Annotated in this window: 18 protein-coding genes; 10 read left to right on the top strand and 8 right to left on the bottom strand. The window is 74.1% G+C overall.

Translation table 11 applies throughout. From position 1 onward, the window contains the following. Positions 1 to 14: 14 nt before the first annotated feature. The gene (locus tag NI26_RS00380; RefSeq protein WP_066651299.1) at positions 15 to 1,094 is read right to left on the bottom strand and encodes an alpha/beta hydrolase; all 1,080 of its coding nucleotides are present in this window, start codon (positions 1,092 to 1,094) and stop codon (positions 15 to 17) included. A gap of 150 nt (positions 1,095 to 1,244) precedes the next feature. Between NI26_RS00380 and NI26_RS00375 the strand changes: the two genes are divergently transcribed. Then, on the top strand, positions 1,245 to 1,640 hold the full coding sequence (locus NI26_RS00375; RefSeq protein WP_066651296.1) for a DUF4190 domain-containing protein: 396 nt from the start codon (positions 1,245 to 1,247) through the stop codon (positions 1,638 to 1,640). Positions 1,641 to 1,686: 46 nt separating this feature from the next. Here NI26_RS00375 and NI26_RS00370 read toward each other — a convergent pair whose 3' ends face one another. Beyond that, positions 1,687 to 2,841: a substrate-binding domain-containing protein gene (locus tag NI26_RS00370; RefSeq protein ID WP_081984520.1), complete on the bottom strand. Its 1,155-nt coding sequence runs from the start codon at positions 2,839 to 2,841 to the stop codon at positions 1,687 to 1,689. A gap of 123 nt (positions 2,842 to 2,964) precedes the next feature. On the opposite strand from NI26_RS00370, the gene NI26_RS00365 reads away from it, so the two are divergent. The 4 genes from NI26_RS00365 (at position 2,965) to NI26_RS00350 (ending at position 7,154) form a co-directional block, all read left to right on the top strand. Next, positions 2,965 to 4,356, top strand: coding sequence for an MFS transporter (locus NI26_RS00365; RefSeq protein WP_081984518.1), 1,392 nt, complete (start codon positions 2,965 to 2,967; stop codon positions 4,354 to 4,356). A 9-nt stretch (positions 4,357 to 4,365) separates the two neighbouring features. Continuing rightward, positions 4,366 to 5,061 carry an endonuclease NucS gene (gene nucS, locus NI26_RS00360; RefSeq protein ID WP_066651293.1) on the top strand — a complete coding sequence of 232 codons (696 nt, stop codon included), beginning with the start codon at positions 4,366 to 4,368 and terminating at the stop codon, positions 5,059 to 5,061. 166 nt (positions 5,062 to 5,227) lie between these two features. After that, positions 5,228 to 5,896, top strand: a complete 669-nt coding sequence (locus tag NI26_RS00355) for an HAD hydrolase-like protein (RefSeq protein WP_066651287.1) — start codon at positions 5,228 to 5,230, stop codon at positions 5,894 to 5,896. A gap of 10 nt (positions 5,897 to 5,906) precedes the next feature. After that, positions 5,907 to 7,154 (top strand): MFS transporter, encoded by a 1,248-nt coding sequence (locus tag NI26_RS00350; protein ID WP_066651283.1) that lies wholly within the window; start codon positions 5,907 to 5,909, stop codon positions 7,152 to 7,154. 282 nt (positions 7,155 to 7,436) lie between these two features. Here the strand turns inward: NI26_RS00350 and NI26_RS00345 are convergent, their stop codons facing one another. Together NI26_RS00345 and NI26_RS00340 are read right to left on the bottom strand one after the other, a co-directional pair. Continuing rightward, a complete protein-coding gene (locus tag NI26_RS00345) occupies positions 7,437 to 8,270 on the bottom strand; it encodes an NmrA family NAD(P)-binding protein (RefSeq protein WP_066651280.1) in 834 nt (277 codons plus the stop codon). A 70-nt stretch (positions 8,271 to 8,340) separates the two neighbouring features. Then, entirely contained in the window at positions 8,341 to 8,982 is a 642-nt protein-coding gene (locus NI26_RS00340) for a nucleoside/nucleotide kinase family protein (RefSeq protein ID WP_081984515.1), read from the bottom strand. A 37-nt stretch (positions 8,983 to 9,019) separates the two neighbouring features. Between NI26_RS00340 and NI26_RS00335 the strand changes: the two genes are divergently transcribed. Further along, entirely contained in the window at positions 9,020 to 9,388 is a 369-nt protein-coding gene (locus NI26_RS00335; RefSeq protein ID WP_066651275.1) for a VOC family protein, read from the top strand. On the opposite strand, the gene NI26_RS00330 is transcribed toward NI26_RS00335, so the two are convergent. Continuing rightward, a complete protein-coding gene (locus NI26_RS00330; protein WP_066651271.1) occupies positions 9,369 to 9,719 on the bottom strand; it encodes a hypothetical protein in 351 nt (116 codons plus the stop codon). The genes NI26_RS00335 and NI26_RS00330 overlap by 20 nt on opposite strands. Beyond that, entirely contained in the window at positions 9,716 to 10,150 is a 435-nt protein-coding gene (locus tag NI26_RS00325; RefSeq protein ID WP_066651264.1) for an NUDIX hydrolase, read from the bottom strand. The genes NI26_RS00330 and NI26_RS00325 overlap by 4 nt, the downstream gene beginning before the upstream one ends. Before the next feature lie 305 nt (positions 10,151 to 10,455). Between NI26_RS00325 and NI26_RS00320 the strand changes: the two genes are divergently transcribed. Next, positions 10,456 to 11,757, top strand: coding sequence for an alpha/beta hydrolase (locus NI26_RS00320; RefSeq protein ID WP_066651262.1), 1,302 nt, complete (start codon positions 10,456 to 10,458; stop codon positions 11,755 to 11,757). A gap of 13 nt (positions 11,758 to 11,770) precedes the next feature. Further along, positions 11,771 to 12,532 (top strand): DUF4184 family protein, encoded by a 762-nt coding sequence (locus tag NI26_RS00315; RefSeq protein WP_158407715.1) that lies wholly within the window; start codon positions 11,771 to 11,773, stop codon positions 12,530 to 12,532. A gap of 97 nt (positions 12,533 to 12,629) precedes the next feature. Here NI26_RS00315 and NI26_RS00310 read toward each other — a convergent pair whose 3' ends face one another. Continuing rightward, positions 12,630 to 13,214, bottom strand: a complete 585-nt coding sequence (locus NI26_RS00310) for a TetR/AcrR family transcriptional regulator (RefSeq protein WP_066651253.1) — start codon at positions 13,212 to 13,214, stop codon at positions 12,630 to 12,632. A gap of 161 nt (positions 13,215 to 13,375) precedes the next feature. Between NI26_RS00310 and NI26_RS00305 the strand changes: the two genes are divergently transcribed. Both NI26_RS00305 and NI26_RS00300 read left to right on the top strand, forming a co-directional pair. Next, entirely contained in the window at positions 13,376 to 14,014 is a 639-nt protein-coding gene (locus NI26_RS00305) for an AmiS/UreI family transporter (RefSeq protein WP_066657566.1), read from the top strand. Positions 14,015 to 14,051: 37 nt separating this feature from the next. Beyond that, positions 14,052 to 15,296: an acyl-CoA dehydrogenase family protein gene (locus tag NI26_RS00300; protein ID WP_066651251.1), complete on the top strand. Its 1,245-nt coding sequence runs from the start codon at positions 14,052 to 14,054 to the stop codon at positions 15,294 to 15,296. Between the two features lie 87 nt (positions 15,297 to 15,383). On the opposite strand, the gene NI26_RS00295 is transcribed toward NI26_RS00300, so the two are convergent. Then, positions 15,384 to 16,706 (bottom strand): carboxylesterase family protein, encoded by a 1,323-nt coding sequence (locus NI26_RS00295; RefSeq protein ID WP_066657563.1) that lies wholly within the window; start codon positions 16,704 to 16,706, stop codon positions 15,384 to 15,386. Positions 16,707 to 16,857 lie beyond the last annotated feature (151 nt).

Raw genomic sequence — 16,857 nt, 5'->3', positions numbered from 1 at the left:
TGGCGAGCGAGCCGTCAGGACGCCGCGAGTCCCACGTGCGGCTCCAGCCACGCCATCCCGGCAGCGATGGCCGCGCGTGCCATCGCCCAGTCGTGCCCGCCTCCCGGCACGACCCACCGCGTCACGTGCATGCCCGCCGCAGCAGCGTGCGCGGCGACCACGGGCATCGCCGGACCGTAGTGCCGGTCCAGCTGCGCAGCGGTGAAGAACGCGGACGTACCCGTGTAGGGGCCGTGCTGGGCCATCACCGCGATCGGTTGCGCCGCACGCCAGGCCGCGACGCTGCCGCCGAACCCGTGCAGGGTCTCGGCGCGGGTCAGCTCGGTCGGGCCGAGCTCACCGGAGACGTCGATCACGTTGCCGAAGCGCTGTGGATCGCCCGCCCCGAGCTGGATCGCGCAGGTACCGCCCTGCGAGAATCCGCCGACGGTCCACGCCGTGGCCCCGGTCTGGACGCGCAGGTGACTCGTGATCCACGCGGGGACGTCCTGCTCGAGGTACGTCCGGCTGTTGCCGAGCGGCCCGTCGACGCACATCGGGTTGCCCGATCGCGGACCGAGCTGATCGGGCACGACGACGATCGGCGCGAGGCCGCGGTGCAGGCCGGCGATCGCATCCATGGTGTGTGCGATGTGCCCGCCGGTCTCGACGTCGTCGGGGCCGGCGCCCCGTGACTGCCCCGACATGAGGACGGTGACGGGGAGTGGCGGCGGATCGGCGACCAGTGCCGCCGGTGGGAGCCAGAGCAGGGCGTCCCGCGCGACGAAGTGCGACCGGGTGCCCGGGATGGCGACGTGCAGCAGGCGCCCCTGCTGCGGGAGGTCGGCGGGCGGGGTCCACGTCGTCGCGAGGTCGACGCTCGACGGTTCGTGCGACGTCGGGCGCTCCGTGGCGGGGATGCCGCGGGAACTCGTCGGCACACTGCGGGTGCGCTGCGGCGCGATCAGCGTCGCGCTCGGTGCCGGAGCAGCAGTCGCCTGGTCGGACGACCCCACCGATCGCACGACGACGACGGTGAGCGCGACCGAGACGAACACGACCACCAGGACCACGACGAGCCACACCAGGTCCCGGGAACGATCGATCGGCTGCACGTGACGGAGCGTAGGGAGCGCTCCTCGTGAGCAGTCGGTGGCAGGGGCCCGCGGCGCTGAGGAAACCCCCAACCGGCACCCAGCCTGGGGCGCGCCCTGCCATCAGCTACCGTTGGGGCACGCGACAGCGGACTCGACGAGGGGGAACCGATGAGTGACGACCAGTACCCGGGCCAGGGGAACCAGGGCCACCACCAGCCGCAGTACGCGCAGCAGCCGCAGCAGCCGCAGTACGCGCCGGCGCCGCAGTACGGGCAGCCGACGCACGTGACGGTCGGCTACCAGCCCGCTCCGCCGCGTGGTCTGAGCATCGCGAGCATGGTGCTCGGCCTGGTGTCGATCGTCCTGGGGTTCACCTTCCTCGTGCCGCTGGTCGGGTTCGTCCTCGGCATCGTCGGCCTCCGGAAGGAACCCGCCGGTCGCGGGATGGCGGTCACCGGTCTGATCCTGAACGGGCTCTTCGTCGTGGGGTGGGCGCTGCTCGTCATCTTCGTGATCGGCATCGGCGCAGCGGGCATCGCCACCAGCGGCACCTCGGGCGCCTAGCCCCCAGCGCTCCGGCAGGAGGCGCGCGGGTCGCGGACCCGGGCGCTCAGTCGCCGACCGCCCGGCGCACCGGCCCCGTCGTGTCGCCCACGCGCAGCTCCGACCGGAAGGCCGCCGGCTGCGGCTCGTCGCCCTCGAGCATCGCGAGCGCGGCGCGTGCGGCGGCCCGACCCTTCTGCTCGAACGGCTGCACCAGCGTCGTGAGCTGCCGGATCGGCGAGCGGTGGAGCAGGCTGTCGTCGACCGTGATGCCGTCGAAGCCGACGACGCTGACGTCCTCGGGCACCCGGAGTCCCGCGTCGAGCGCTGCCGAGACGACCCCGACGGCGAGCAGGTCGCTCTGCGCGATCACCGCGCTCGGGACCGGTCCGTCGCCGGTGAACAGTGACTGTCCGGCGATCCGGCCCTCCTCGACGGAGCTGGCGGCGGCCTCGACCGCGACGGCGTCGGGGTAGACGCCGCGCACACCACGGAGACGCTCCAGGGTGGTGTGGGCGACCCCCTCCGCCTCGCGCGCTGCGTCGACGGGGCCGCGGCGGCGCTCGGCGTCGAGCGGGAGGGTGACGACGGTGACCGCGGTGTGGCCGAGCTCGCGCAGGTAGTCGGCGGCACGACCGGAGGCCTCGCGGTTGTCGAGCTGGACGGGGACCGCGCCCTCGATGTCGTCGGCCTCGATCGCGACGACGGGGATCTGTCGTCGGCGGAGCACGGCGACCGCGGGGTCGATCCGCACGTTGCACCCGACCAGGACGACGGCGTCCATCGGGGCGTCGACGATCGGCCCGGCGCCGTGCTCGTCGTCGAGGGGGCTGCGCACGAGGAGCAGGGAGGCGCCCGCCTCGCCCGCGACCTCGGCGATGCCGTCGAGCGTCAGGACGTTGACCGGGTCGCGGAACGCATCGCTCAGCCGCTCGTCCATCACGACGCCGATCACCCCGGACCGGCCCCGGCGGAGCGAGCGCGCCCGCGGGTCCGGGCCCCCGTAGCCGAGCTCGGCAGCGGCGGCGAGCACCCGGGCCCTCGCGTCCTCGGACACCGGGCCGGCACCGCTGAAGGCGAGGGAGGCGGTCGACGGTGCGACCCCCGCTGCACGGGCGACCGCGGCGAGCGTCGGTCTGGGCCCACGGCGCACGGGACCGTCGGCGTGGTCGCGGGGGTTCGTCGCCCCGGACGCGCCGGGTGCTGTTGCCGGGTGGTCCATCGCCCGTTAGCGTAGTCACACGAACCGGTCGAATCGATTCGACCGGACAGCCGGAGGCGGACATCCGACCAGGAATCCCCCGAACGGCGACCGCCACGACCAGCACGAGACCGGAAGCTCCGCATGACGACGACGTCCACCCGATCCGCCCCGACGACCCGCACCTGGATCATCGCGGTCTTCGTGGCCTTCACGCTGTCCGGTCTGGCCATCGCCACCTGGCTCGGCCGCATCCCCAGCGTGCGCGACTCCCTCGGTGCCACCACCTTCGAGATGGGCCTGCTCGTGCTCGGCATGGCGGTCGGCTCGATCGGCGGCCTGACCTTCGCCGGCCACATCGTCGCAAAGGTCGGCGCCCGTCGGGGCGTGCAGGTGGCCTCGGTCTGCCTGGCGGTCGGCCTCGTCTTCGCGGGCGTCGCCGTCACCGCCGGCTGGGGCTTCGCCGCGATCTGGATCGGTCTCATCGCGTTCGGCTTCGGCAACGGCCTGGTCGACGTGTCGATGAACGTCTCCGGCGCCGCCGCCGAGAAGGCCGGTGGTCGCACGATCATGCCGCTCTTCCACGCCGCGTTCAGCGTCGGCACGCTCGCCGGTGCCGGGCTGGGCGCCCTGACCGAGGCGCTCGACGTCCCCGTCGTGCTGCACTTCGCGGTGCTCGGCGTCGTGGTCTGCCTGGTCATGCTCGCGGCGGCGTCGCGCTTCGGGGACGAGCACCGGTACGAGGAGCACGAGTCCACCGCGACCAGCCCGACCCCGGTGCAGCTCACGCGCTGGCAGGTCTGGGCACAGCCGTCGACGCTCCTCATCGGTGTGATCGTGCTCGGCATGGCGCTGGCCGAGGGCTCCGCCAACGACTGGCTGCCCCTCGCCATGATCGACGGGCACGGGCTCGACAACGCCGCCGGCTCCGCCGTGCTCACGGTGTTCCTCGCCGCGATGACCGCCGGACGCATCGCGGGCAGCCCGCTCATCGACCGGTTCGGCCGGGTGCCCGTGCTCCGCGTGAGCGCCGCCGTCGCCGTGGTCGGCCTCGGGCTGCTCATCTTCGTGGACGTGATCCCGATCGCGATCGTCGGTGTCGTCCTCTGGGGCCTCGGTGCGAGCCTCGGCTTCCCGATGGGCATGTCCGCCGCCGCCGACGACCCCCGCTCGGCAGCGCTCAAGGTCAGCGCCGTGGCGACGATCGGCTACGTGGCGTTCCTCGCCGGTCCGCCGCTGATCGGCTTCCTCGGCGAGCACATCGGCCTGCTCGGCGCGCTGCTCGTGGTGTTCGTGTTCATCATCGCCGCCGGCCTGGCATCGGGAGCGGCGCGCGAGACCGGCGCGGCGGCCGAGACGCTGCGGAAGCGGCGCGGACGCGACGACGGTGGCCACGGGGCGGCACGCGACCAGCAGCCGGACGCGGCGCAGCCCGGCGGGGGCGAGCCGCGCCTCCAGACCGACCGCACGCACCACGGGACGGACGACACGGTGGCGGACCCCGCCGCGTCCGGTGGGACGCGCGCCGACCGTTAGGATCGCCGGGTGCGTCTCGTCATCGCCCGCTGCTCCGTCGACTACGCCGGACGCCTGTCGGCCCACCTGCCGCTCGCGACCCGTCTGCTCATGCTCAAGGCGGACGGCTCGCTGCTCGTCCACTCGGACGGCGGCAGCTACAAGCCGCTGAACTGGATGAGCCCGCCGTGCTCGATCGAGATGACCGAGCCCGACGAGGAGCAGGCGAGCGCCGGCATCACCCAGGTCTGGACCGTCACGCAGAAGAAGACGCAGGACAAGCTCATCGTCAGCCTGTACGAGGTCGTCGCGGACGAGAGCCACGACCTCGGCGTCGACCCCGGTCTGGTGAAGGACGGCGTCGAGGCGCACCTGCAGCAGCTCCTCGCCGAGCAGATCGAGCTCCTCGGCGACGGGCACACGCTCGTCCGACGTGAGTACATGACGGCGATCGGTCCGGTCGACATCCTGGCGCGCGACGACGCGGGCGCGAGCGTCGCGGTCGAGATGAAGCGCAACGCCAACATCGACGCCGTCGAGCAGCTCACGCGGTACCTCGAGCTCATGAACCGCGACCCGCACCTGCGGCCGGTGCAGGGCGTCCTGGCCGCGCAGACGGTCGCACCGCAGGCACGCACGCTCGCCGAGGACCGCGGCATCCGCGTCCTCGTGCTCGACTACGACGCGATGCGCGGCATCGAGGGCGGGCACACCCGCCTGTTCTGACGGTCGCGTGGCGCGCTCGGCACGCGTTCTGCGACACCGCACCCGTCGATCGACGCGTGCGATGTCGCAGGACCGGCACCGAGCCGGGAGGCTCGCCCCACCGCCCTGCGCGCCCACCGGCCCGCCCCGTGGCCGGCCCCACCGCCGCGACTAGGCTGGTCAGGACATGACGCGCCCCTACTCCGCCATCCTGTTCGACCTCGACGGGACCATCAGCGACTCCGCCCCGGGGATCCTCGAGAGCATGACGCACACCTTCCGCACGGTCGGCGTGCCCGTGCCGGACCACGCGACGCTGATGTCGTTCGTCGGCCCGCCGATCATGGACACCTTCCGGACGGCGATGGGCATGGACGACGCCGGTGCGGAGCGGACGCTCGCCGTGTACCGCGAGCACTACCTGTCGCACGGGGCTCTCGACTCGGCGATGTTCACGGGCATGGACGTCGTGCTCCGCACCCTGCACGAGGCCGGACTGCCGCTGTCCACCGCGACGAGCAAGCCCGAGACACCGGCCACGGTGATCCTCGACCACTACGGCCTGACCGGGTACTTCGACTTCATCACCGGTGCGAGCGACGACGAGGTCCGGAGCGCGAAGGCCGACGTCGTCGCCGAGGCCCTGCGACGACTCGAGGCGGCCGGCCACGACGTCAGCCGCCCGGTGCTCGTCGGCGACCGGCTGCACGACGTCGAGGGCGCCCACGTGCACGGCGTGCCGGTCGTCTTCGCCGAGTGGGGCTACGGCTCCCCCGCCGAGGCCGAGGGCACCGTCGCCCGTGCCGCCACCCCGCTCGACCTGCTGCCGATCCTGCTGCCGGACGCGGCGGCGTGAGCAGGGACCGGTGAACACCGTCGCCCGTCGCGGACTCCGCGGTGCGGCCTGGCTGCTGCCGGCGGCGATCGTCCTCATCGCCCTCAACCTGCGCGGGCCGATCGTGGCCCCGGCGCCGGTCATCGGCGACCTGCGCGTGGACCTCGGGCTGACCGCGACGATCGCCGGGCTCCTGACGACGATCCCGGTCCTGTGCTTCTCGCTGGCGACACCGTTCGCCAGCTGGGTGATCGCGAAGGCCGACCCGGAGCGTGCGGTGTCGCTGGCGCTCGTGATCGTGCTCGCGGGCACGGTCGTCCGGTCGACCCCGTCGGCGGCGGCGCTCCTGGTCGGCACCGCGATCATCGGCATCGGCATCACGATCGGCAACGTCGTGATCCCGGTGGTCATCCGACGGGACACCTCGCCCGAGCGCGTCGGGCTGGTGACCGGTGTGTACACGTCGGCGCTCAACGTCGGGTCGATGATCACCTCGCTCGGCACCGCCCCGATCGCTGCCGCGTGGGGGTGGCCGGTCGCCATCGCCGTGTGGGCGGTGTTCGCCGTCGTCGCCGGGGCCGCGTGGACGTACGCGGTCGGGGCGCGCGCGGCGTGGCTCCGGCCGTCCCGGGTCGAGCCCGTGGTGGCGACGGGTCCGGTCGAGCTCCTGACCGAGACCGGGTCGATCCGCACGGTGCCGGCAGCGTCGGAGCCCGTCCGACCCGCACGCCGGCTGATCACGTGGGGGCTGACGCTGGCCTTCGGCGGGCAGGCGTTCTCGTACTACGCCCTGACCGCGTGGATCCCGACGCTGCTGCACGACGAGATCGGCTTCTCGGCGGAGTCCTCGGGCGCGAGTTCGTCCGTGTTCCAGATCCTGGCGGTGGTCGGCGCGCTCGGCGTCCCGGTGCTCGCGACCCGCTGGGCGCCCCGCGCGATCATCGCCCTCGTCGCCTTCCTCTGGCTCGCGATGCCCCTGGGGCTGCTGTTCGCGCCGCAGCTCTGGCTGCTCTGGTCGGTGCTCGGCGGAGCGGCGCAGGGCGGCGGGATCACGGTCGTCTTCATCATCGTCGTGCGGATCGTCACGAGCGACGACGACGCCCGGCGGATGTCCGCGTTCGTGCAGGGCGGCGGGTACCTGATCGGCTCGGCGGGACCCCTCGTCGCCGGGGCCCTGCACGGCGCGACCGGGAGCTGGACGGCCCCGCTGCTCGTCGTGCTCGTCGCGGTGCTGACGCTCGGCGTCGCGGGGACGCTCGCGGCCCGACGCGTGCGCTGACGCGGCGCAGCGGCGCAGCGCGGCGCAGCGGCGCGGCGCGCCGCGGCGGCGAAGCGCGGCGATCGGCCCGTACTCGAGGACGTGGTTCGACGCGCTCGCGAACAACCGACGGCACGTCGCACCACGGAAGGACGTGGTGCGACGTGCCTCCCGTCGTGCAGCAGCACCCGCAGCGCCGCTACCCGCAGCAGCGGCACCGGCACCCGCCGCAGCGCCCACCGCAGCACCTGCAGCAGTACCCGCGGCCGACACGGCGGACGCGCGCTGCGCCTCCCGGCCGGGTCAGTCCGACTGCAGCACCTCGCGCAGCGACAACGGCCGACGGCCGGTCACCCGCTCGACGTCCGTCGAGACGTGCGCCAGCGCACCCTCGGCGATCGCCGTGTAGGTGCTCACCCACGCGTCCGCCTGCCACGGTTCCGGGTTCCAGCGCGCACGCGAGGCGTACGCCTCCGCCACCGTCTCCGGCTGGTAGGTCACGGCGCGGCCGCGCACCTCGGACACGGTGGCGGCCGCCTGGGCGAGGGTGATCGCCTCCGGTCCGGTGAGCTCGTACGTCCGGTCGGCGTGGTCCGACGGGTGCAGCAGCACCTCGGTCGCGACGCGCGCGACGTCCGCCCGCGCGACCGCGGCCATCGCGCCGACACCGGCCGGTCCGCGGATCACGCCGTCCTCGCCGACCAGGTCCTCGACGAAGTCCAGGTAGAACGAGTCCCGCAGGAACGTGTGCCGCATCGAGGTCTCCTCGATCGCCCGCTCGGTCGCCCAGTGGTCGCGGCCGAGGGTGAAGGTGGCGTCCGGTGCCGCACCCACGAACGACGTGTAGACGACGTGGGCGACGCCCGCGTCCGCGGCCGCTGCCACGAAGGCGCGGTGCTGGTCGAGGCGGTCCTGCGCCTCGGCGCCGGAGACCATGAGCAGCAGGTCGACGCCCTCGAGCGCGGCGCGGGACGCGGTCGCGTCGGCGTACGAGGCGACCGCGACCTCCGCTCCCGGCAGCTCGGGTGCCCGGGCCGCGTCACGGACGAGCATGCGGATCGGCGTGCCCGCCCGGGCGAGCGCGCGGGCGACGGCCCCGCCGATGTTGCCGGTGGCTCCGGTGATGGCGATGGTCATGGTCGCTCCTGTCCTTCGGTGCTGCTGGTCGGGTGGCTCGGGTCGGGTCGCCCTGGTCGTCCGGCTCCGGTCAGGTCCGGACCGTCCGGGAGGCACGGGTCACCGTGGTCGCGACCCTCGCCGCGTTCACGCCGTCGACCTCGAGCGCCCAGGTCCGGGCCGCCTCGTGGTCGCGTCCGTGCCGCACGTGCCGGCCCACCAGACGGTCGACGCGGACACGATCGTCCACGACGCACGCCCACGTCTCGGTGAAGAGGTCGGGCAGCGCGGACCACGGCGCGTCGGTGTCGAGCAGGTAGTTGCCCTCGGAGACGACGAGCCGGGTGCTCCGCGGCACGGCGATGCTGCCGGCGACGGGCTCGTCGACGCGGCGGTCGAAGTCCGGCGCCCAGACGACGTCGTCGTCCGCGACGACCAGACGACGGACGAGGGCGACGTAGCCGGCCGCGTCGAAGGTGTCGATCGCGCCCTTGCGGTCGTGCCGGCCGAGGGCGTCGAGTGCCGCGTTCGCCAGGTGGAAGCCGTCCATCGGGACCTGCACCGCGGTGCCGGGCCCGTGCGCGGCGTCGACGGCGACGACGATCCGGCGTGCCAGCGTCGACTTGCCCGCCCCGGGCGCCCCTGCGATGCCGAGCACCGCGCGGCCGGGACCCGCGGCGAGCGCCACCGCCCGCTCGACGGCGGCGTCGACGGACAGCTCGGTCGGGGTCACCGTCCCATCCTGACAGGAGCGGTGGTTCACTGGCCGCATGGTCGATGCGACGACGGCGTTCAGCGGGTTCTCGGTGCGTGACCTCCCCGGGGCGCGGGCGTTCTACGAGGGCGTCCTCGGGCTGCCGGTGAGCGAGGACCACGGCATGCTCGTGCTGCACGTCGGCTCCGGCACCGGGGTGCTCGTCTACCCGAAGGGGCCCGCGCACGAGCCGGCGTCGTTCACGGTGCTGAACTTCCCGGTGCCGGACGTCGACGCAGCCGTGGACGAGCTGTCGGCGAAGGGCGTCACGTTCCTGCGCTACGAGGGCGTGACCGACGAGCACGGGGTGAACCGGCACGGCGGTCCGCTCATCGCGTGGTTCACCGACCCGTCGGGCAACGTGCTCAGCGTGCTCGAGGGCTGATCCGGTCCCACGCGTCGCGCACGGGGCCGGGTGGCAGCACCGCGGCGACCTCGGCGGTCAGGCTCGCCAGGGCTGTCAGGTGCTCGGGCAGGAGCAGGTCCCACGGCGGGGGTGCGACACGCTCGAGCGACCGGAGCGTGGCGGTGTCGGGACCGGTGCCCCACTGCTCGGCGAGGGCGTGCACGAGGACGTCCTGCTCCAGGCGCAGCTCGCGCAACCGGTCGAGGAGCCGGCGGACGCGGTCGGGGTCGGCCGCAGCGGTGACCAGGTCGCCGAGCAGCGCCCGCTCGTCCCAGAGCCGGGCGGACAGGTCGGTGGCCTCGCCGCTCACGGTCGTCGAGCCCAGCCGAGGGCGATCGGCACGAGCAGCCCGTGCCGTCGGTGGGGCAGCTCGGCGACCGGGACCCACGCGGCCTCGTCGGTCGAGCCGTCCGTCTCGCTGCGCAGCTCGCCGCCGGTGACGGTCACGCGGAACACGACCTGCACCGCCTTCATCGGCCGCCCGTTGTCGTGCATCCGGCGCTCCTTCGGCACGATGTGGTGCCGGACGCCGAGGAGCGGACCGCACGTCGCCTCGTACCCGGTCTCCTCGAGGACCTCGCGCACGACGGCCTGCTCGACGGTCTCGTCGAACTCGACCCCGCCGCCCGGCAGCGTCCACGTGCCGGCCTCGGGGACCCGCAGTCGGGCCAGGAGCACACGGTCGCCCTCGGTGATCACGCCGTAGGCGGCGAGCCGGGTGTCGTAGTCCGTGTACTCCATCCGCCGACCTTGCCAGGATCCCCTGGAGGGCACACCCAGACGCGCCGCCCGCCACCGTCCGGTGCGGGGACGGTGCGGTCCTCCGCACGGTCGACGGACCACCCGGGCCTGGCCGCTCGGACAGCTCCGGACCGTCGGCCGGCCACCCCCTGTGCAGGATCGCTCAGGATCAGCCGGGAGACCGCCGGGGACGGGCTCCCCGCTGCCGGTCCGGACACCTCGGCTCGCTACCGTCGCTGGACCACGCCGCTCCTGTCCCGTCACCCGCCGGGTGTCCGAGAGCGTCCCGACCGTCGGACCCGCCCGTGACCACCCTGCCGCTCCTGTCCGCCCACGTGCTGCTGCCCCTCTACGCCCTGACCCTGGTCGCCGCCGTCCTCGTCCTCACCGCCGTCCGCCGCTCCTGGCGCTGGGCAGCCGTCGCGATCGTCGCGGGAGCGCTGGTCGGGACCCTGCTCTCCTGGTTCCTCGGCGACGTCCTCGACGTGCTCGGCGTCCCGCCGACCTGGGTCGACCGGGTCTGGACGGGTGTGGTGTGCGCACTGCTCGGGGTCGCGGTCGTCGGACTCGTCCGCGGTGGCCGGGCACGGCGGGGCCGGGTGCTGACCCGGGTGGTCGCCGCGCTGCTGGTCCCCCTCGCCCTGGTGTCCGGCGGACTGGCGGTGAACCGGGACGCCGGGCTCTTCCCCACGATCGCCGACGCCCTGGGGCAGTCGCACGTGCCGCCCCTCCGCCTGCCGGACGACCCGGCCCCGGGATCGGCCCCGGTCGACGCCGCGAGCTGGCGACCCCCGCGCGACATGCCGGCCCACGGCCGCTACGGTTCGGTGCGGATCCCGGGCACCGTGTCGCACTTCCACGCCCGACCCGCGATCGTCTGGCTCCCCCCGGCCGCCCTCGTCGAGCACGCCCCGGAGCTGCCCGTCGTCGTGATGCTCTCCGGGCAGGGACCCGGCGCCGCTCCGGCGAACATCGTCGAGGCCGGCCGCATGGCGACCCGGCTCGACGCGATCGCCCACCGGCACCGCGGACTCGCGCCGATCGTCGTGATGCCAGACCAGCTCGCCCGGGCATCGAACAACCCGATGTGCGTCGACGGTCCGCTCGGGAACAGCGCCACCTACCTGACGCACGACGTCCCGACCTGGGTGCGCGAGCACCTGCACGCCGCTGCCGGCGGGGCGGACTGGGCCATCGCGGGTTTCTCGCAGGGAGGTACCTGCGCCCTGCAGCTCGGGGCCGGCCGACCCGACCGGTTCGGTTCGTGGATCGACGTCTCGGGACAGATCGGGCCGGTCCTGCAGGGTCGCGACGACACCGTCTCGAGGGGTTTCCGCGGTGACCGGGCGGCGTACGAGGCCGCGCAGCCGCTCCGAGTGCTCGCCGAACGGGCGCCGTACCGCGACTCCGCCGCGTTCGTCGCGGCCGGTGCGGACGACAGCCGGTACGGACCGGTCGTCCCGCGGGTCGTGGCGGCCGCACGTGCAGCCGGCGTCACGGTGACGGAGCGCATCATCGAGGACGGTGGCCACGACTGGCACACCGCCGGTGTCGCCCTGGCCGAGGGCGTCGAGTGGTTCGTGCACCGCACGCACCTGGCCCGATGACGAGGACGTGACCGTGCCCTTCACCGTCAGCCACGCGGTCGTCGCCCTGGCAGCACGTCGCCTGCCCGTGCCGGTCGCCGCCGTCGCGATCGGTTCGATGGCGCCGGACACGGTGCTGTTCGCGCCGTTCCTGCCGCCCTACGAGGACGCGCACTCGTGGTGGGGCGTCCCGACCATCGACCTCGCCGTCTCCCTCGTGGTGCTCGCCACGTGGTGGTTCCTCGTGCGGCCGGCATGGTCACCGGTCGTCCCGGGGCTGCGTCGGCGTCTGCCGCGGGGCTGGGGTCGCCGGCCGGCACTCGGTGCGGGCGACGTGCTGCCGGTGGTCGTGGGCTGCCTGCTCGGCAGCGTCACGCACGTCGTGTGGGACGGCTTCACCCACGAGCACGGCTTCGTGGTCCGGGCCTGGCCCGCACTGCGGGACGGCGCCGTCGGCGGGTACCCGCTGCCCTTCCTGCTGCAGGACCTGTCGAGCGTGCTCGGGCTGCTCGCCCTGCTCGTCGTCGCCGCGGTGTGGTGGCGACGCGCCGACGTCCGGCCGGTCGGGCCCCTGCGCCCCGTCGAGCGGTTCGTCCCGGTCGCAGCCCTGGCCGTGGTCGTCGTCCTGGCGCTGGCCGTCGGGGTGCGGTCGTTCCTCGCCGGCGGCGGGATCGGTGGCGTGGTCACCGCGCTGGCGTTCCGGGTGCCGGCACTCGTCGCGGTCGCCCTGGTCGTGGGTGCCGTCGTGCTGCTCGTCGGCCGTGGACTCCGCGGGCACGGGACACGCGGGTCCTAGGACCCGGCACCGGCAGGGCGCTGCGCGAACGTCCGGGTACCCGCGGGCCCCGGCAGGGCGCTGCGTGAACGTCCGGTACCCGCGCGGCCGGCTCCCCTCAGGCCGCGACGGCGGCGGCGGCCCAGCCGGCCCGCATGCGTGCGACCGCCCGGTCCCACCCGGCGAGCAGGTCGGCGTCGTCGCGGAGCATCGCCTGCAGCTGCAGCCCCTCGAAGAGCGCGACGAGCTGCTCGGCGGCGTGCCGCGGAGCAGCCCCGCGGGACTCACGACCGGCGACGACGTCCCGCACGAGGGCGAGGGTCACGTCCTCGAAGAGCATCGTGTACTGCTGCCGGAACCACCCCGACGCCGGGTGGCCCGGGGTCGAGGTCGCGCTGAGCAGCGCGACGCGGACCCGCACGACCGCGGGGTGCCGGTGCCCGCGGTCGAGCCGGGCTCGGAGGTACGCGACGGCCCCCTCCTGCTCGGCGACCCCGCGGAGCGCATCGCGGCCGTCCTTGGTCCACCGGTCGACGACGGCCACGACGAGCAGGTCCCACGACGGGAACACGCGGTGCACCTCGGCCACCGTGACGTCGGCGGCCCGGGCGACGTCGTCCGGGCCGACCGTGTGGAAGTCGCCGTCACGGAAGGCATCGGCAGCACCGGAGACGATGCGGGCGCGGAGGTCGGCGTCGGGCATGTGGTCGATCCTGCCCACGGAGCGGTGTGCGCGCGACCTCCCGTCCGGGGGCGAGCGACGTCGGGAGCAGCAGTGAGCGCTCGACCTCACGGATCGTCACCGTCGGACACAGTGCGACACAACCCTTCCGCGGCGGTCCCCTCGCTGCCACGGTCGTCGCCATGGCGTACATCTGCTTGGTGCTCTCCGGAGCGGCACTGCTCATCAACGGGCTCACCCTGCTCGGTCGGGTCCCCGGCCGTGACAGCGGTGTGTTCAACGTCCTGATCGGCGGGCTGCAGCTCGTGCTGTGCACGGCCGTCTCCGTCACGGCCGACGGGTCACTGCCCGTCCTGCTCTCGATCGCGGGGACGTTCCTCTTCGGCCTCACCTACCTGTACGTGGGGATCGACGCGCTCGCGGGGCTCGGCTCGACGGGGCTCGGCTGGTTCTGCGGCCTCGTCGCCGCGATCGCCGTCGTCTTCGCGGTCACGAACGTCACCGTCGACCCGGTCCTCGCCGTGCTGTGGGCGACCTGGGCCGGGCTCTGGACGCTCTTCTTCCTCCTGCTCGCCCTGGGTCGTGACCTCGGCCGGTACACCGCCTGGGCCCTCGTCCTCGCCAGCCAGACCACCACGACCGCGCCGGCGCTCCTCGGGCTCTCCGGTCGGTGGCCGGCCGGGGCCGCGTGGACCGTCGGCGCCGCCCTGGTCGCGCTCGTCGTCTTCGTCGGCGCGGCCGTGCTCTCCCGACGCGGGGGTCGCAGAGCACCGTCGACCCCCGCCCAGCCCCAGGTCGTCACACCGACGGCCACCGCCTGAACAGCACCCGCACACGCAACCCGGAAGGCACGACACCATGACCGACACCACGGCCGACCAGCTCGGCACCGCCCAGACCACCGCACCGGTCGACTACGAGACCCTTGCCGGTCGCTTCCGGCCGATCTTCGACCGCATCGCCGCCGGCGCCTCCGAGCGGGAGCAGGACCATCGGCTCCCCTTCGACGAGATCCGCGAACTCGCAGCCGCCGGGTTCGGCGCGGTCCGCGTCCCCGTCGCGTTCGGTGGCGCGGGCGCGACCCTCCCGCAGCTCTTCCGCCTGCTCACCGAGCTCGCCGCCGCGGACAGCAACATCCCGCAGGCCCTGCGCGGGCACTTCGCCCTCGTGGAGGACCGGCTCGTCGGGCGCTCCGGCGAACGCGATGCCTGGCTCGGACGCTTCGGTCGGGGCGAGATCGCCGGCAACTCCTGGACCGAGGTCGGGGCCGTGCAGGTCGGCGACGTCGTCACGAAGGTCACGCCGCAGGACGACGGCACCTTCCGCGTCAGCGGGCAGAAGTACTACTCGACGGGCAGCATCTTCGCGGACTGGATCGACACGTACGCGGAGCGCACCGACACCGGCGAGCGGGTCATCGCGATCGTCGACGCACACCAGCCGGGGGTCGCCCACTCGGACGACTGGGACGGCTTCGGCCAGCGGACCACGGGCTCGGGGACGAGCACGTTCACCGACGCCGTCGTGCAGGCCGACGCGGTCGTGCTGTTCGACGACCGGTTCAAGTACCAGACCGCGTTCTACCAGGCGGTGCTCCTCACCGTGCTCGCCGGCTCCGTCCTGGCCGCCGAGCGGGAGATCGCGCTGCAGGTCAGGAACCGCAACCGGGTGTTCTCGCACGGCAACGCCGACACCTTCGCCGCGGACCCGCAGATCCTGCAGGTCGTCGGCGAGGTGTCCGCGGCCGGATTCGCGGCGACCGCGATCGTCGACCGGGCAGCCGAGGCGCTGCAGGCCGCGTACGAGGGTGCTGCCCTCGACGAGGCAGAGGACGAGCGCCGCAACGACCGCGCCGAGCTCGCGACCGCACAGGCGCAGGTCTCGCTCACGTCCCTCGCGACCACGGCGACGTCACACCTGTTCGACGCCCTCGCGGCCTCGGGTGTGAGCACGACGAAGAACCTCGACCGGCACTGGCGGAACGCCCGCACCGCGGGGAGCCACAACCCGTGGGTGTTCAAGGCCCGGATCGTCGGCGACCACGCCGTCAACGGGGTCGAACCGCCCCGGGTCTGGGCGATCGGGGCGACGCGTCGCGGCTGAGCACCGCGACACCGCAGCACACCGTCGCAGGGGTCGGGGCCGAGTGCCCGGCCCCTCGCGGTGCAGCCGGTACGGGCCCGGTGGAGGTCACCCCCGGTCGAACACCAGCGTCTCGTCGTCCGCCGCCGTCACCCGTCCGGTCCGCGCGAACTCCGCCCAGACCGCCCGGAACGCCCGCCCGCGCCGTTCGACCTCCGGCCAGTCCCGCTCCGGCACGAAGCGACTGCCCACCCACGCCGACCGACCGCCGAGCAGCAACGGCAGGTCGCTCATGTGCACCGCACCGACCGGCGCCACGGACGGGTGCCGCAGCAACCGGTAGACCGTCGCCCGTCCACCGGTGGCCCGGTGACGATCGGCGAAGCGCCGCGCATCGCGGCCGTAGATCACCTCGGACAGGGGCCGCACGAGCAGCCAGCGCAGCAGGGGTCGGACCAGGCGGGACCGCGCGGCCGTCCGGAGCCCCGGGACGAGCGGCACGTACATGCCCGCCTCGTCCGAGCCGGACCCGATGAGCACGTCGACCTCCGGTGCGACCGACCGCCAGGCCCGGTCGGTGTCGCGCTCGGCGGGCAACGGTGCGAACCCGTACTGCGTGCCGAACGGCATGCCGCCGGCCAGGCCGTACCGGCCACCGGCCTTCGCCGCGAGGGCCTGCCGCTCGAGGACCTCGTCGAGCGACGTGTCCGCCGCGACCGACCCGACGGCCCGGACCATCGCCCGGTTCATCCGCGCCCGCCCGCGCGAGAGCCCGAGCGGCGCGCTCTGCACGATCGCGCGGCGGAACAGGCCGCGGGCGCCCTCGCTGATCATGAGGTGCGCGATCGCGTCGGCTCCGGCGGACTGCCCGGACGCGGTGACGGAGTCGGGGTCCCCGCCGAACGCCGCGATGTTCCGCTGCACCCACCGGAACGCCTCGACCAGGTCGAGCAGTCCGAGGTTGGCCGGCACCGTCTCGCCGTCACCGAGGAACCCGAGCACCCCGAGCCGGTAGGTCACCGTGACGACGACCACGCGCTGCTCGGTCACCAGGTCGTGGGCGTCGTGGATCGGCAGGTCACCGCCGCCGAGCACGTAGGACCCGCCGTGCACCCAGACCACCACGGGCAGGCGCTCGTCGGGTCGGACGTCCGAGGGCACCGTGATGCTGAGTCGCTGGCAGTGCTCGTCGACCTGCAGGTGGTCCATCGACGGCAGGAGCTGGTCGACGAACTGCGCGCTCGGCTGCGGTGGGACGGGCGCCGGGGTGTCCGCGCGGAACGGCCCGCTGAACGGCGGTTGCGGCGACGGCGGCGCGAAGCGCTCGGCCTGCGCGTAGGGGATCCCGAGGGCGCGGGTCACGTCGCCGTCGACGACCGCCTCGATCGTGCCGGCCGGGGAGTCGAAGGAACGGGTTTCGGTGGAGCGCACCGACCCACGGTAACGACGCGACCTGCGGACGGACGGCGGACGCCAGACGAACGGACCGGAGGCGCGGTGCCAGCTGGCACCGTCCTCCCTCGCAGGCTCGGTCGGCGCGCCCCGCACAACGCTTCGCGTTGCCGCTGAGCGGGGCGCGCCA

Origin of the sequence: Curtobacterium sp. MR_MD2014, assembly GCF_000772085.1 — a bacterium.
GTDB lineage: Bacteria > Actinomycetota > Actinomycetes > Actinomycetales > Microbacteriaceae > Curtobacterium.
Note: the sequence above shows the minus strand (reverse complement) of the source record. Positions and strands in the feature narration are given on the sequence as shown.

Bases quoted from the DNA above. Each gene is read 5' to 3' on its own strand.
- NI26_RS00325 (WP_066651264.1), bottom strand. From the start codon at position 10,150: ATGGAGTACACGGACTACGACACCCGGCTCGCCGCCTACGGCGTGATC.
- NI26_RS00305 (WP_066657566.1), top strand. From the start codon at position 13,376: ATGGCGTACATCTGCTTGGTGCTCTCCGGAGCGGCACTGCTCATCAAC.
- NI26_RS00335 (WP_066651275.1), top strand. From the start codon at position 9,020: ATGGTCGATGCGACGACGGCGTTCAGCGGGTTCTCGGTGCGTGACCTC.
- NI26_RS00370 (WP_081984520.1), bottom strand. From the start codon at position 2,841: ATGGACCACCCGGCAACAGCACCCGGCGCGTCCGGGGCGACGAACCCC.
- NI26_RS00355 (WP_066651287.1), top strand. From the start codon at position 5,228: ATGACGCGCCCCTACTCCGCCATCCTGTTCGACCTCGACGGGACCATC.
- NI26_RS00375 (WP_066651296.1), top strand. From the start codon at position 1,245: ATGAGTGACGACCAGTACCCGGGCCAGGGGAACCAGGGCCACCACCAG.
- NI26_RS00310 (WP_066651253.1), bottom strand. From the start codon at position 13,214: ATGCCCGACGCCGACCTCCGCGCCCGCATCGTCTCCGGTGCTGCCGAT.
- NI26_RS00300 (WP_066651251.1), top strand. From the start codon at position 14,052: ATGACCGACACCACGGCCGACCAGCTCGGCACCGCCCAGACCACCGCA.
- NI26_RS00365 (WP_081984518.1), top strand. From the start codon at position 2,965: ATGACGACGACGTCCACCCGATCCGCCCCGACGACCCGCACCTGGATC.
- NI26_RS00345 (WP_066651280.1), bottom strand. From the start codon at position 8,270: ATGACCATCGCCATCACCGGAGCCACCGGCAACATCGGCGGGGCCGTC.